The sequence below is a fragment of the Rhizobium mayense genome, assembly GCF_030272705.1.
Classification (GTDB): domain Bacteria; phylum Pseudomonadota; class Alphaproteobacteria; order Rhizobiales; family Rhizobiaceae; genus Rhizobium; species Rhizobium mayense.
Genome location: NZ_JARFYM010000024.1, coordinates 148,773 through 160,928 on the forward strand (window position 1 = coordinate 148,773; position 12,156 = coordinate 160,928).

12 protein-coding genes are annotated in these 12,156 nt (G+C 57.2%); 6 read left to right on the forward strand and 6 right to left on the reverse strand.

All coding sequences use genetic code 11. The features are described from left to right. Positions 1–148: 148 nt before the first annotated feature. Positions 149–1,396 (forward strand): HlyD family secretion protein, encoded by a 1,248-nt coding sequence (locus PY649_RS24260; protein WP_285871367.1) that lies wholly within the window; start codon positions 149–151, stop codon positions 1,394–1,396. Then, positions 1,378–3,372 carry a glycosyltransferase gene (locus PY649_RS24265; protein WP_285871350.1) on the forward strand — a complete coding sequence of 665 codons (1,995 nt, stop codon included), beginning with the start codon at positions 1,378–1,380 and terminating at the stop codon, positions 3,370–3,372. Before PY649_RS24260 ends, PY649_RS24265 begins: the two co-directional genes overlap by 19 nt. 340 nt (positions 3,373–3,712) lie before the next feature. On the opposite strand, the gene PY649_RS24270 is transcribed toward PY649_RS24265, so the two are convergent. After that, on the reverse strand, positions 3,713–4,483 hold the full coding sequence (locus PY649_RS24270) for a hypothetical protein (RefSeq protein ID WP_285871351.1): 771 nt from the start codon (positions 4,481–4,483) through the stop codon (positions 3,713–3,715). A 358-nt stretch (positions 4,484–4,841) separates the two neighbouring features. On the opposite strand from PY649_RS24270, the gene PY649_RS24275 reads away from it, so the two are divergent. Both PY649_RS24275 and PY649_RS24280 read left to right on the forward strand, forming a co-directional pair. Further along, a complete protein-coding gene (locus PY649_RS24275; protein WP_285871352.1) occupies positions 4,842–6,266 on the forward strand; it encodes a sensor histidine kinase in 1,425 nt (474 codons plus the stop codon). Next, on the forward strand, positions 6,263–6,910 hold the full coding sequence (locus PY649_RS24280) for a response regulator (RefSeq protein WP_285871353.1): 648 nt from the start codon (positions 6,263–6,265) through the stop codon (positions 6,908–6,910). The genes PY649_RS24275 and PY649_RS24280 overlap by 4 nt, the downstream gene beginning before the upstream one ends. 50 nt (positions 6,911–6,960) lie before the next feature. Here the strand turns inward: PY649_RS24280 and PY649_RS24285 are convergent, their stop codons facing one another. Beyond that, complete coding sequence (locus tag PY649_RS24285; protein ID WP_285871354.1) at positions 6,961–7,467, reverse strand: hypothetical protein; 507 nt, start codon at positions 7,465–7,467, stop codon at positions 6,961–6,963. 443 nt (positions 7,468–7,910) lie between these two features. Between PY649_RS24285 and PY649_RS24290 the strand changes: the two genes are divergently transcribed. Further along, entirely contained in the window at positions 7,911–8,300 is a 390-nt protein-coding gene (locus PY649_RS24290; RefSeq protein ID WP_285871356.1) for a hypothetical protein, read from the forward strand. A 50-nt stretch (positions 8,301–8,350) separates the two neighbouring features. On the opposite strand, the gene PY649_RS24295 is transcribed toward PY649_RS24290, so the two are convergent. The 4 genes from PY649_RS24295 to PY649_RS24310 are packed head-to-tail and all read right to left on the reverse strand — an operon-like array spanning position 8,351 to position 10,968. Continuing rightward, entirely contained in the window at positions 8,351–8,908 is a 558-nt protein-coding gene (locus PY649_RS24295; protein WP_285871358.1) for a DoxX family protein, read from the reverse strand. After that, complete coding sequence (locus PY649_RS24300) at positions 8,892–9,707, reverse strand: HvfC/BufC N-terminal domain-containing protein (protein ID WP_285871359.1); 816 nt, start codon at positions 9,705–9,707, stop codon at positions 8,892–8,894. The genes PY649_RS24295 and PY649_RS24300 overlap by 17 nt, the downstream gene beginning before the upstream one ends. Further along, positions 9,694–10,620 (reverse strand): MNIO family bufferin maturase, encoded by a 927-nt coding sequence (bufB, locus tag PY649_RS24305; protein WP_285871360.1) that lies wholly within the window; start codon positions 10,618–10,620, stop codon positions 9,694–9,696. Before bufB ends, PY649_RS24300 begins: the two co-directional genes overlap by 14 nt. 33 nt (positions 10,621–10,653) lie before the next feature. Beyond that, a complete protein-coding gene (locus PY649_RS24310) occupies positions 10,654–10,968 on the reverse strand; it encodes a BufA1 family periplasmic bufferin-type metallophore (protein ID WP_285871361.1) in 315 nt (104 codons plus the stop codon). Between the two features lie 339 nt (positions 10,969–11,307). On the opposite strand from PY649_RS24310, the gene PY649_RS24315 reads away from it, so the two are divergent. After that, positions 11,308–12,156: cache domain-containing protein (locus PY649_RS24315; protein ID WP_285871362.1), on the forward strand; the 849-nt coding region annotated here is incomplete at its 3' end.

Genomic DNA, 12,156 nt, shown 5'->3' on the forward strand with positions numbered 1-12,156 from the left:
CAGATTTCCTCGTTAAGGACGTTTTCGACCCTCCCTTGCCTGTTATTTTTGAACGGTCTAAATTACGCAAGAAATGGTTGCATCTATCGGCGCATGGCACCGGATCAATCCAGCCATTGCGGCTATGGCGATATTGTTCGGAATCAAAATGATCTGGAATCATCGCGTTACACGCATCACTATCGGCCTCGTGCTACTGGCGGTCGCCATTGTTGTCTTACTGCCGGGATTAACAGGTTTCACAAGCCTCGACGGCACGGTCAATGCACGGTTTGCGGTCGTGAACGCCCCGATTGATGGAATGATTGCGGGAGATCCGTTAAGGGTCGGTGCGCCGGTCAAAGAGGGACAGACACTTGCCGAGATCAACAATCCACGCGTAAACCGCGCAATCCTCGCGTCGCTACAAGCGGACCAAAATACGGCGCGCGATAGTGTGGCGGCGCTTCAGAAGGAGCGGGACGAGCTTACTCAGCTTCGCGATCAGCTTGCCACGCGATTGGAGGTCTATAAGAACACCACCATCGCCAACCTTGAACGTGAAGTCGAGATCCTGCGGAAGCGGGTTGCGGTTTCACAGGCACAGGATCTTGTCGCGCAAGTCGACCTAAACCGTCGACTGGACCTCGAATCAAAGGGCATTCTCACCCAAAGGATGGTCGATGCGGCCCGCGCTGCCGGAGCCGTGACCGGCGGCGAGGTCGAGATCAGCAATTTGACGGTCGATCAGTTGCAACAAAGGCTTGACGCTGTTCGACAGGGCATATTCGTTTTCGGCGACGGGCAGAATGATGTGCCTTATTCACGACAACGCCAAGACGAGGTCATCGTTCGCATCAACGACCTGAATTCGCGCATAGCGGAAAATCAGACACGCGCCACTGAAGTCGGAAAGCAGCTAGCCCAGGAAGAGAACCGAATTCACAGCCTTGAATCGGCAGCAGCGATCGCTCCATTTGATGGTGTCGTTTGGAGCAGAAATATCGTCAATGGCTCCAACGTCGTGCTCAACAATGAGCTGATGCGCGTGCTCGATTGCCGCGAACTGTACGTTGATATTCTTGTTCCGGAGGTCGACTACGACGAAATTTATCCGGGACTTGCTGCGGAGGTACGGCTGTTCGGGCGCGCCGATGTTTTCAACGGGGAAGTCATCTCCGTGCGGGGCAGCTCAGCGGTTATCGAAACGGATTCCTTTGCAGCCACTCAGCCTGCCTCGACTCAGCGCAGCGCCCGTATCCGGGTTCGTCTCGAACCGTCCTTTCTGAACGGTGATTTCGGCAATTTCTGCCAGGTGGGGCGGACAGTTCAGGTGCGTTTCTCAAAGAACGGTGTCGGCTTCGATAGCGCCGGCCTGTCAAAATGGGTGAAGAGCCTGTGGTTCAGCATCTTCTAGCGCTCGCGCCGACTATTCTTGTTTTAGCGTTCTTTATGCTCGGCCCTTTCAACTGGTCGCGTTACCATACCTGGGCGCGGGCGATTACGTGTGCTTTCGTCGCAGCGGTCGCGCTGCGCTACATGCTGTGGAGGCTGATCGAAACCGTTCTTCCTTATCCCAATGACGGCTTCGGTTTCTACTGGGTCTGGTTTCTTTTCATCGTCGAGATTCTGGCTTTTTCGGAGGTCGCCCTCTTTCTGATATTGATGAGCCGTTGCGTAGATCGAAGCGCAGAAGCCGACAGGCTTGCACGGACCTTCTTTGCACGTGCCGAAGGTGAGCTGCCGAGTGTTGATGTCTTCATTCCGACCTATAACGAGCCTCTCGATGTCCTCGAAAGGACGATCGTCGGGGCGCTCTCGCTGGATTACCCGGCTGACAAGTTGAAGGTATACGTGCTCGACGACCAGCGACGGGACTGGCTCAAGACCTATTGCGAAGAAAGGAATGCAATCCACGTCACGCGCCCGGACAACGCGCATGCCAAAGCAGGCAACATGAATAATGGCCTGAAGGTTAGTGCGGGCGAGTTCGTGGCGATTTTCGACGCGGATTTCGTTCCCTACCGGCATTTCCTTCGCCGGACGCTGCCCTTTTTCTCCGATAAGAACATTGGCATCGTGCAGACCCCGCAACATTTCTTCAATGTCGATCCGGTGCAGTCGAACCTGGGGCTTGAGAATATTTGGCCGGATGAGCAGCGCTTGTTCTTCGACGAGATTGCGCCCAGTCGGGATGTCTGGGATGTCAGCTTTTGTTGCGGGTCGTGCTCGATTGCGCGGCGCAGCGCCATCGATGCAATCGGCGGGTTTCCGACCGAGTCCATCACCGAAGACCTGTTGACGACACTATCTATGCTCAACAAGGGTTACAAGACGCGCTATCTGAACGAGCGCCTGTCGATGGGATTGGCCGCCGAAAATCTCACCGGCTATTTTGTGCAGCGCGAACGATGGTGCCAGGGCGGCATTCAGACGCTCTACCTCCACAACGGCCCGCTACGCGGCCCGGGCTTGTCGCTGTTTCAGCGGATCATGTTCCTGCCGGCATCGTGGCTCGTCCAATATTTGACTCGCTTCACGATATTGATCGTACCCGTCGTTTATCTCTGGTCTGGTCTGCTGCCACTTTATTTCACCGGCATCACCGACTACATCTCCTATCAGATTCCGTTGTTAGCCGCTTATTTCCTTCTCATGTTGTGGATAACGCCGACACGGTACCTGCCTGTTATTTCAAGTGCCGTCGGCACCTTTGCGACGTTCCGCATGTTGCCGACCGTCGTCTCCAGCGTGGTCCGGCCTTTTGGTAAGCCGTTCAGGGTTACGCCAAAGGGTAGCAGCAACGAGGCGAACCAATTCGACCGATATAGTTTCGCCTGGATCGCAGGCTTGATTACTGTCACGGCCCTCGGCTTGTTGATCAACATCGTGCCGGAGACGTCGCATGTGCAAGGGCAATTCTCGCCCATCGCCGCCTGCTGGTCCGGCATCAATATCATCGTGCTTGCCGTTGCATCCCTGATTTGCTTCGAGAAACCCCGGCGATTGTTTCATGCATTCAAGCTTGACGAAGCTGTCACTGTCGGTGGCGTTGAGGGTCGCGTCGTCAGCCTGGCGCTCGACAAGGCGGTCGTCGCAGTCCCTGTCGAGACCCGCTTTCAATCCAAATCCGTCGCGCTCCAGATCGATGGCTTTGAACCCATCGCAACGGAACTCAAGCAAGTTACACAGCGAGGCAAGAGCATAAGTCGCAGCGGAGACAAGCAGGCCTACTACTTGCATCTGCATTTCGACATCAAGGGGGCTGCCCGCGACAAGATGATCGTCAAACTCTACACGGGCGGCTATTCACGAGATGTTCCCGACATCGACAAGGTTGCTGTCTCAATCAATCTATTGCTGCGCACATTCGGGCGAACGCGGACATTGTAGGTGCGGCAATTGCTCGCGTCTTCCCCGCGCCGGGAAAGAACAATGACGGCTTGCGCCTCACGATCACCGCAAACAATCGATCGGCGCCATGGCTCCACTGGCACCATTTTCTATCGAACAGCGGAGGTGGAAGGCGGTGCATCTATTGCTCCTGCTCCGCCTCCCACCTTTTGTCGCCGGCTAATTTAGCTCAGGCCAAATATTGGCCGGACAGGAACCTGTCCAGCGGCCTTTCAGCAAAATAGCATCCGCTCGCTCCAGCGGATTCGACCGGCAACCTCGTTCATCACTGCATTTTATAGATCCGGAAGATACTGTGGCACCCGCCGCAGGCGAACTCTCAATCGGCAGGCTCTATTTCATCGTCCGACGGTGCCGTTTGAACGGTGGATCTTTCCAGGGCATCACGAACCTGATCTATCTTGCCGACAGCAGGCCCAACGCCCAGGATATCCTTGGCCTCGGCCAGCGTCTTGTCCGTCACGACCCCAGTCTTTGACGTTTGAGCTAGAGCCGAGCGCAGGGCTTCGTCGCTAAGGGCCGGATCAGTCGGAACAGCATTGATCCCATTCTTGAGTTCGAACTCGGCATAATCCATGACATAAGCTCTGACAGCAGCCATCTTCGGATCATTTGAATTCATATAGGCGTGATAGTTGCGCTTCAGCGAATTGAGGCTACCAAGCTCCGCCGTCTCCGATTTGACCTTGGTCGTGGCGTGCTTCTCAAGCTTCTCGCTCGCAACTGAAGACTTCGAGAAATGAGAATGGGAATGAAGGGAATGAGCCGCGTGCTTCGCGTTCCCCGCATCTCCATCATCATCGGTTGCCGCGGCGGTTGCCCGATCGTCCGCCCGCTCACTTGCTCGATCATTGGCCCGATCGCTTGCCCGATCACTTGATTGTCCGTCGTCGGACTTGTCATGACTGGAATTTTCGCTGCCATGGCTTCCGCCATTGCCGTTTCCATTGCCGCCGCCATTGCCATTGCCGCCGCCGTTACCGCCTTTGGCATATGCGATGCTTGCGAGACCGATCGCAGCACCACCCGCCGGGACAACGGCAAGCGTCATGGCGACCATGGTCGTTCCGAAGACTGAACCGAATTTCATGCGCTTCTTCCTTTCATTCCTGGTCGTGCTCATCCGCTGCCACGTCACCGTGACGCGGGACGAGCAATGGGCAACCACATCGCTCGCCCCGTGCAACTGCGACGCGGGACGAGCAACGAGTAACCGCGCTGATGTCCACAATATTGCCGGAAATAAAAGTTTCTACCGGGGCGGGACCAATGCTGTCTGTGATCGGACCTTAGGCTTATTGCGGATGGCCAAAAGTCCGATAGGTTTCACAGGCGCCTAGGGGGCGTCGATGCCGGAACTTACCGGCGAGACGAACCCACCGTCATTTGACGCGCTGCCCGGCTGCAATAGGTATGCCGAAGGTGGTCATCGCTGAAAGTAGCCAGAGATGCAGACGAATCTCAAATCAATGCTGTCGCCTGCCCGCTTAATCGCCAGCTGGAATTCCCAATCCCTGGCGAAACAATTTCTGCTGTTTGGCGGCTTCGTTTCCGCTTGCGCGATGCTCCTCGTCGGCGCCTTCGTCACCGACCTCATCGAGGAGACCGTCACGCGCAATTCTGCGGCCAGCACCGCGCTTTATGTCGACAGCGTCATTGCGCCTCTGCTTCCGGATATGCAGACGACCGAATTCCTGGATGATACCGTGACGCGCGCCCTCGACGAAACGCTTGGTGAGGGTGCGCTCGGCAGCCGCCTGATGTCCTTTCGCCTCTGGCGCAGCGACGGCACCATTCTTTATTCCAACGACAAAAACCTCGTGGGTAAGAAGTTTCCGCTCAGCAATGACCTGAAGACGGCATTTGCCGGGACGATGGTGGCGCAATTCAATCAGCTCGACGATGTCGAAAGTGTTGCCGAGCGCAACAGCGGCAAGCCGCTTCTGGAGATCTACAATCCGGTCCTCCAGCCTTGGTCGGGAAAGGTCGTGGCCGTTTCTGAATTTTACGAAGTGGCGTACGACTTCGAACGCAGCCTGAACGAGGCCCGTTTCAGAAGCTGGGTGGCGGTCGCGCTGTTCACGCTGACATTCTTTCTCCTTCTCTCCATTATCGTCCTTCGCGGAAGCCGGACGATTGAAAGTCAGCGCAGCGCTCTCAAAGCGCGCATCGGGGAACTGTCGACGCTGCTGCGGCAGAACGATATTCTGCACGCCCGCGTTCAACGCGCTTCGCAACGCGCCGCCGCGCTCAACGAGAGCTATCTCAGGCGCATCGGCGCCGATTTGCATGACGGACCAGCCCAGCTCGTAGCCTATGCGTCCTTGAGATTGGACAGTCCGGCTTTGGTGAACCCAGCCACTCCGGCGCATGAGCGAGAACAGTCGCTTAGCGCGATCAAAGCAAGTCTGGACGACGCGATGGCAGACATCAGAAGCATCTGCAGCGGGTTGGTGTTGCCACACATCGAGGCGGCAAACCTCTCCGAGCTGTTACAACGCGCGGTCCGCGCCCATGAGCAACGAACCGGCGTCAAGGTCGGCCTATCCTATTCCGACACGACGCGAGAGCTTTCGACATCCGCCAAGATATGTGTATATCGGTTCGTGCAGGAAGCGCTTAACAACGGCTATCGTCATGGTGAGGGCGCCGCGCAGCAAGTGAGGCAGACCATCGAAGACGGGCAGATCACGATCGCAGTGTCGGACAAGGGGCCCGGCTTCGATCCGGCGTATATACCTCCGAGCAGCCTTGGTTTGGCAGGCCTCAGAGAGAGGGTGGAAAGTCTTGGCGGTACTTTCGACTTAAAATCTTCCAAAGACGGAACGATCGTTCAAATGTCGCTGAACGCAATGGAAATGGAGCAGACATGACGACAGCAATCAGTCTAGCGGTGATCGACGACCATCCATTGTTCCGGGAGGGGGTCATTCGCAGCCTCGCCGAGATCGATGGTTTTGCAATCGTTGGCGAAGGAAGCACGAAGGAAGATGCGATTCGGATTTCCGAGGAAAAGCGTCCGGACGTTCTGTTGTTGGATATCTCCATGCCCGGTGGGGGCCTCGACGCACTCCCGCTGATCCTCGAGCGAGTGCCCGGTCAGAAAATCGTGATGTTGACGGTCTCCGAAGCAAGCGACGATGTGACAACGGCTCTCAAGAACGGAGCAAAAGGGTATGTCCTGAAGGGCGTAGGCTCTAGAGCACTGGCCGACATCCTCCGCACGGTGGCTTCCGGAGAGAGCTATGTCGCTCCCACTCTTTCCGCCCGCCTGCTTTCCGGCGGCAGCAACGGCTCCGTGCAAAAAGCCGATCTTCTTCGAGACCTGACAGACAGGGAAAGCGAGGTACTTGAGTTCGTCGCAGCCGGACTGAGCAATAAGCAGATCGGCCTGAAGCTTGATCTCCACGAGAAGACCATCAAGCATCATATGACCCAGATCTTCACGAAACTGGGTGTTGCGAACCGAACAGAGGCCGCAATGGCTTTTCGCGATGCGCTTGAAAATCGTGGTTAGAGCGCGGCGCGTTTATTTGAACGCGCAAAGGTCGCTCTAATCTATGGAATCTAGTGAAGGAGATTCTGCAGTCGCAGGTGATCGGCCGTGGTCGCGCCGCGATTGATGATGGTGCGGCCCTTCGAATCCTTCATGACATAACGTCCATTTTGTATTGCTTCACTGATGCCGTCGTCGTGGCGTACTTCCATCGACCCATCATTGGCGTCGGTCGAGTCGTCAGAGTCGGTTTGCGACTGTGTGGCGCTTTTTCCGTTGGCTTTGCCATTGCCGTTGCCGTTTCCGCTATTGCCACCGTTGCCGTTACCGCTTCCGTTACCCCCGCCATTTCCATTGCCGTTTCCGCTATTGCCACCGCCGTTACCGTTGCCGCCGCCATTGCCATTACCTCCGCCGTTGCCCCCGCCGTTACCGTTGCCGCCACCTTTTGCATGGGCGGTTTGCGCAACAAGTCCGACAGAGGACCCGCGAATCTCGACGGTGTAAGGCGTAGCCACGAGCACCAGCGCAAACGAGGCACCGAGAAGAACCGCGATCGACTTTTCGCGTAAAGACATGGCTGGCTTCCTACACGCCTATAAATACACCACTGTGCCGAAGAACCGTTCACCGGATTCGAAACAGCTACTCCGCGACGATATCAGATCGCTTTTGCAACCGAACCGTCAACCTTTGTCTTGGCTAAAACGCAAATCTCGGACTTTTGCAATACCGGCTAAGACCTTGGTCCAGCGCATCTATCGGACAAAGGTCGCAAGGACCAGCCGACTGAAGCCCAATTGCGAACAGCGAGATTGAAAGAGCGTTCGTCCTGCGCGTAGTACTGCGTGGGGAGCAATCGATTCATCAGACGGGAAGTGCAGACGAATGCCTTTCGTTGCACTCGGTTGTTGGTGGTTCTGTTGCATGCGGCAAAGGGACAATCTGTCATGGGCGCCGCGGAGATTCCCACCATCCCTTCCGTTTCATGTCGGGACAGCTGAACGCGAAAGACGTCAAAATGAAAACGCAGTGGAAAAAATACCTGGATCAAACGAGACCGCCCGGCGCGGTCGCCGATTTCTCAGCCGCCGCTTTCGTCCTTCAGGTAGCGATGAATATCCGGGTCTTGCTGGACTTTGTGGACCCGACACCTGAGTGCAATTATTACGCGGAACGCGTTATCGCCTGTGCTGAAATATACGGCCATGCAAGAGAGGCAGGTTCGGCACTGCCGTTTACGGACGCCGAGAAGGCGCTAGCCGAGACCGTAACGCTTTTTGCAATCGAGTTGCAACAATGTCCGCCAACGCCGCGAGCAGGCGAAGTGTGGTTGGCCAGAAGACGTCGAACTGCACCGTCTCAGCCGACAACGATCAATGAAGGCCAATTCGGAAGCGCCTCCTTGTAACGACCATCGCGAGGAGGAAGACTGCTGCCCGCTGCGGCAGTCGTCAGGCGCTACGCTTGATCCTCTGCCGGCGTCGCGGGCGGAGGGCTTCTGAACGGTGTATCCATACCGAGAACTCGCCGGACGAGATAATCCAACGACAAACGCCCCGGCCCCCAAGCCATGATACCAAGCGCCATCGCCACCCAGGTGATATGAACGGGCCATCCGTCGGGAACAGTCAGTTCGACAACGGCGGTCATAATGAGAAGACCTGTCGCGGCAAAGCGCGTGGCAAGGCCGAGCACCAGCAGAGTTGAAAACACCACCTCCCCTGAACCCGATAGGAATGCCATCACCGCCGGCGCCGGATAGGGATATGGCCCACCTGGAAGATGCAGCATGAACTCACTCGAAAAGAGCTCGACGGCCGTGTCGCTCAACTGTAGGAATCCGTCCCATTTAAGGATGCCGGAGCGCCAAAACGGCACGGCCAGTCCCACACGCAAAACCAGTTGCGCAAAGGACGGCTGAGCGACCATCTGGACCAGCCAGTTTGCTTTCTCGACTAATTGGACAAGTGGCGCGAATGGCTTGGTGACAGCCAGTGCTTCAAGCGTTTTCGACATCGGAATTCTCCATGTAGATCTCAGCAAAAGCGCCAGCTTCGATCATCTCAGCCAACATGCCCGCAAGATCGAACGCGGGGTCGACCTCCAGTGCCGCGGCCGCGGCTGCCTCGAGAGGACCACCATCGGCAAGACAGACGAGGAATGCGGCTCCGCCGGGAGGCAGCAATCGAACCATGACGTCGAGTTCCGGTCGGGTGACCAGCGCATCTTCGGGGACGATGTGCTCGATGCGGTTCACCGGTTCGGAGCTTCGGTTTGCGGCGAAGATCGTCACTGCCGGAAATTCGGAGGACAGAATTCTCGTCGCGGGATGGGCGCGAAATCGAAGTTCGGGCAATTTCTCCGATGCCACGCGCGATAGATCGTCTGACGAGACGATCGGGCAATCGGCGGCGTGATAGGCATCCAACCAGGCCCGCTCCAGCCGCGCGACGTCTCCTAACCACGGCATCGGCTGTGCATATTCATAGGCATCGATAAAAGTAGGGAAATCGCGGCCGTATTCGAACAAAAGCGGTGAAGTTGGCGGCGTCTCACGAATATGGAAACGCGCCATCGCGCGAAAGAAATCCGGTCCCGTTATGCGTTGGGTCGCCGGGAAAATCGCGATCAGCGCCTCGATCAGGCTCACGGTGACATTGTTGCGGTAGACGTTGTAGCGCTTGTCCGCAGCTTTGCCACGCGGACCAATCACCGAAACCGGCGTTTGCTGTTCCGGATCGAGCAGGGACGCGGAGAAAGTCGAGGTGAATGACCGATCACCGCGCCCGATGGACAGGACGTCAGCGGATCGCATAGCACTGACCCACGTTCTGCGAGCGCCTATCGAGGATAGCCTGGGCCGCAACGGCCTCGGTGCGCAGGATCGGCCAATCCGGGATCTTGCTGTCCCATTCGACCAGGGATGGAATTGCGCCGCAGCGGTCGATGACGATCTCATAAAGGCGCCACACCGCGTCGGCGACCGGCCCGTCGTGACTGTCGATCAGCAGCAATTCGCCCTCGTCGTCCGTCTGCTCGGCATGACCTGCGAGATGGATTTCACCGACTTTCGACAACGGGAAATCGGCAAGATAGTCCAGCGCCGAATATCCCTGGTTCGTGGCCGAAACAAAGACATTGTTGACGTCTAGCAAGAGACCGCACCCAGTCCGCCTTGCAATCTCGCTCATGAAATCCGTTTCGCTCATGGAGGATTCGGCGAAGAGCACGTAGGTCGATGGATTCTCCAGCAGAATGGCACGCCCGATCGTCGTCTGCATTTCGTCGATGTGATCGCAGACATGGGCGAGCGTGGCGCTCGTATAAGGCAAGGGCAGCAGGTCATTCAAATAGGTGTTCTCGTGGGTCGACCACGCCAGGTGCTCCGACACAAGTGCCGGTTCGTATCTGATCACCAACTCGCGAAACCGCCGAAGATGATCCCTGTTCAGGGGCTGCGGCCCGCCGAGAGACATGCAGACGCCATGGAGCGAGATCGGGTGAACCCGACGCACAAGCTCGAGCGCGTGATGAGGAGGGCCGCCGGCGCCCATGTAGTTTTCGGCATGAATTTCAAAAAATCCCTGCCGGTCGGTTTCGGCCAGAATTGCTGGCAGATGTTCCGGCTTGAAGCTTGTGCCCGCCAAGCCGTGAACGGAATGGAAGGGAAAGCGGAGCTCAGCACCCGCTTCGACGACAGGAGCGACGGTTCGATTGTGGGCGTTCATCTTGTCTTCTCCGCTTTCCAATGGCCGTGTCGATCAGAGGTCGCGCTTGAGCGGCGTCAGCGAGCCATGACGGCCACCCGGGATGTCGAGCGAGGCACAGGTGCCGCCCTGAACGAACTTCCAGGAATTGCCCTGGAAATCGATGGTCGACGTACCTTGGCAGGTGGTTCCCGGGCCGGCGGCGCAATCGTTTTGGCCCTTCAGAGCGACACCGTAGCACTTCTCCTTGTGGGCCGCGGTCGCTGCACTGACTTCAGCCTTCGTCAGCGGCGCCGCGGCGGCCATGGACGCAAGCGCCGTCGTCACCGCGCCGGCGAGCAGGACAGAACTCACAGTAGCTTTCAACATGAACTATCTCCATTGGGTTCGTTGACACCCCTGTCATTGGGGCACGTCAGGTACTCGTTTGCAGAGCGAGATTCGTTACAGTGGAGATTGTCACGAAGGCGTGATCGTCGGCGTTTCGGCCCGAGCAGCGTTGCGGCTGCCGCCGCGCGCGATCGCAAGCCCGCTATTGGGCAAAATTCGTCAATTAAAGTTTTTTTAGAGAAATAAAGTCATTCTTAATTCTACCGGTAGCCGCATGTCTTTTCAGCAGCAGTAGATTCGTCGGGTTTCACCTGGCGATCGCACAGGCGGGATCAAACCGCACCGGAGGTTCACTGATCCATCCTGTTGCGGGGCGCCATGAAAAATTTGAAGATTTCAAGCCAGCTTATATTGCTCGTTACCGGGCTTATGATCGCCTTCGCGGCGGCTACCTATTTGCAAATCCGCTCGTCCGTCGACTCCATCTACAACGAGCGATACGAGATGCTACGCACGCAGGTCGAGTCCGGCATTTCCGTCCTGAAATTCTATTATGATCAGGAAAAGGCCGGCAAACTGACCGAAGAACAGGCGAAGGCCCAGGCCTATGCCGCCGTCAACGCCATCAGATACACACCGGACGGCTACCTCTTCGGTTACGACTACGACATCACCATGGTCTTCCATTACGATACCTCGAAGGTCGGCAAGAATCAGAAGGGCCAGCCCGACCAGACGGGTCACTACTATCGCGAGGAACTGGTCAAGCTCGGCCAACAGGGCGGCGGTCTCACCGACTACTACGCCAGCAAGCCCGGCGAACCGGCGGACGCCACTTTCCGCAAGACCGCCTACGCCCGCGCCTTCGATCCTTGGAAGGTCGTCGTCATTACCGGCGTCTATATGGACGACCTCGATGCACAGGTCCATGCGAAGATCTGGACGGCCTTGTGGTCGAGCCTCGTGCTCTTCGTCGTCGCACTCGCCGGCGCCTTCGTTGTGATCCGCGGCATTTCGAAACCCCTGACGGAGGTTCACGCCGCATTGAAGGCCGTTGCCGATGAAGACGTGAAGGTCGTGATCCCGCATGTCGGCATGCGCAACGAAATCGGCCTGATGGCCAGGGCTACCCTGGCGCTGCAGGAAAAGATCCGCGAACGCCATGCGCTGACCGAGCGCCAGGCGGCCCAGGAGCAGGAAATCAACGCCGAACGCCAGCAGAACCTG

What these genes read in the sequence shown, in the direction of transcription:
- PY649_RS24310 (WP_285871361.1), bottom strand. Translation starts at nt 10,968, where the DNA reads ATGTTGAAAGCTACTGTGAGTTCTGTCCTGCTCGCCGGCGCGGTGACG.
- PY649_RS24285 (WP_285871354.1), bottom strand. Translation starts at nt 7,467, where the DNA reads ATGTCTTTACGCGAAAAGTCGATCGCGGTTCTTCTCGGTGCCTCGTTT.
- bufB (WP_285871360.1), bottom strand. Translation starts at nt 10,620, where the DNA reads ATGAACGCCCACAATCGAACCGTCGCTCCTGTCGTCGAAGCGGGTGCT.
- PY649_RS24295 (WP_285871358.1), bottom strand. Translation starts at nt 8,908, where the DNA reads ATGTCGAAAACGCTTGAAGCACTGGCTGTCACCAAGCCATTCGCGCCA.
- PY649_RS24300 (WP_285871359.1), bottom strand. Translation starts at nt 9,707, where the DNA reads ATGCGATCCGCTGACGTCCTGTCCATCGGGCGCGGTGATCGGTCATTC.
- PY649_RS24260 (WP_285871367.1), top strand. Translation starts at nt 149, where the DNA reads ATGATCTGGAATCATCGCGTTACACGCATCACTATCGGCCTCGTGCTA.
- PY649_RS24270 (WP_285871351.1), bottom strand. Translation starts at nt 4,483, where the DNA reads ATGAAATTCGGTTCAGTCTTCGGAACGACCATGGTCGCCATGACGCTT.
- PY649_RS24280 (WP_285871353.1), top strand. Translation starts at nt 6,263, where the DNA reads ATGACGACAGCAATCAGTCTAGCGGTGATCGACGACCATCCATTGTTC.
- PY649_RS24275 (WP_285871352.1), top strand. Translation starts at nt 4,842, where the DNA reads ATGCAGACGAATCTCAAATCAATGCTGTCGCCTGCCCGCTTAATCGCC.
- PY649_RS24290 (WP_285871356.1), top strand. Translation starts at nt 7,911, where the DNA reads ATGAAAACGCAGTGGAAAAAATACCTGGATCAAACGAGACCGCCCGGC.